The sequence below is a fragment of the Cupriavidus phytohabitans genome, from assembly GCF_017815025.1.
GTDB lineage: Bacteria > Pseudomonadota > Gammaproteobacteria > Burkholderiales > Burkholderiaceae > Cupriavidus.
In genome coordinates this window covers 1-1,360 of record NZ_JAGIQB010000191.1, presented here as the reverse complement: position 1 = coordinate 1,360, position 1,360 = coordinate 1, and the positions used below count along the sequence as shown (strand labels likewise).

The window sequence follows — 1,360 nt, the reverse complement described above, 5'->3', positions numbered from 1 at the left end:
TCATGCAGCTTTCGTGATCCTCATTTAACGTCTCTGCCGCCCTTCCGTTGGCAGAGGTTTTTCAGACCATCCCTAACCGAAAGTTGCTATGCGAAAAGTTGGCCACTTGGCCGGAATCCCTGCAGCAGATCTGGGCCATGACACCGCGCAGCCCTTGGAAAACCCTCTACTTCGTCGATACCGAGTTCACCGACTTCCAGGACTGCCAGCTGATTAGCGTGGCGATCGTGGGAGAAGATGGGCGCGAATTTTACGGTGAGTCCTCCGACTTCGATCGCCGAACCTGCAGCGGATTCGTGCGTGAGGCCGTGCTTCCGCAACTTGGGCCGTTTCCGGGCCGGTCAATGCCGACCACGCAACTCAGCGACGAACTGCGGGCATGGATGCACGCCGTGCCTGCAAAGCCCAAGCGTTCTTCATGCTGCCCGGTAACCAACTCCGCCCCTGGGAGGGACAGGTCGACCACGCCGTACGGGTTCTGACCTGTTCGCTCAACGCTAGGTATTGTTAGTTGCTGCAGCAGGCCGGGGCCCGCAGCAGAGCGGGCCGGCCAAACGAAGAAGGGAGCGCTAGGCGCCCTTCTTATGCAGCGCGCTCACGATCGTGTTTTCCAGATGGGCCAATACTGTCTTCACAGTCTTGGCTTCGAGCTGGGTTTGCGCGACCAGGTGGGCGAGCAGGCTGGACTTGTTGAAAGTCTCCTTCAGCGGCTTGGCCACCGGTGCCACGGCGGCGGCGGTCTTCGGTGCAGCCTTCGCGGCCGGCTTCACAGCAGCCTTCTTGGCCGGGGCCTTAACGGCCGGCTTCGCAGCGGCCTTGGCAGTCGTCTTAGCTTTAGTTGCCTATCGGTTCGTACTCTCAGTGGTTGATGTGCCGGCGGGTCCCGATGGGTTGATCCGCAACCCTGCACGCGATATTGCCACGACCAAGCCTATTTTCAAGGGTTATTTTGCATTTTTCTGCGTGTGCTCCGGGTATCCTCAACGCAATTGCAACACTCAGTGAGCTCGATATACGGAGAATGCCTTATGAAAGCCAGCAGCGGGACCCGCAACATACAGCAAGCCCTCTTCGGCAGCACGTTCGCCGAATGGAGAAAGGATGCTGATCGTGCGCTCGATCACTGGCTGGCCAGGCGCGGCGTTGGTGAGAGTAGCGCAAAAATCTACGGCTTCATGTGACGCAAGTGGCTGCGTTGGATGTAGCAGTTCTGTCAGGCAGCCGATGGGCCAGCCGCCGCCGGGCAATTCCTTGAACCTAGTACAACATCCCGCAAAGCCCTTTAATAATTATCGGGCTGTAAATAGGGCTCCAGGAGCGTGATGATCAACTGGGCCATCTCGTCGAGTGTGCCGGTGCC

At 58.8% G+C, this 1,360-nt stretch carries 2 protein-coding genes and 1 pseudogene; 2 read left to right on the top strand and 1 reads right to left on the bottom strand.

The features are described 5' to 3' along the window. The first annotated feature begins 137 nt into the window (after positions 1 to 137). Entirely contained in the window at positions 138 to 482 is a 345-nt protein-coding gene (locus J8I34_RS34070) for a 3'-5' exoribonuclease (RefSeq protein ID WP_245176356.1), read from the top strand. Between the two features lie 90 nt (positions 483 to 572). Here the strand turns inward: J8I34_RS34070 and J8I34_RS34065 are convergent. Beyond that, positions 573 to 770, bottom strand: a pseudogene (locus J8I34_RS34065) (HU family DNA-binding protein); the annotation flags it as partial. Between the two features lie 258 nt (positions 771 to 1,028). Here J8I34_RS34065 and J8I34_RS34060 point away from each other — a divergent pair. Next, the gene (locus J8I34_RS34060; RefSeq protein WP_209808566.1) at positions 1,029 to 1,181 is read left to right on the top strand and encodes a hypothetical protein; all 153 of its coding nucleotides are present in this window, start codon (positions 1,029 to 1,031) and stop codon (positions 1,179 to 1,181) included. Positions 1,182 to 1,360: the final 179 nt, after the last annotated feature.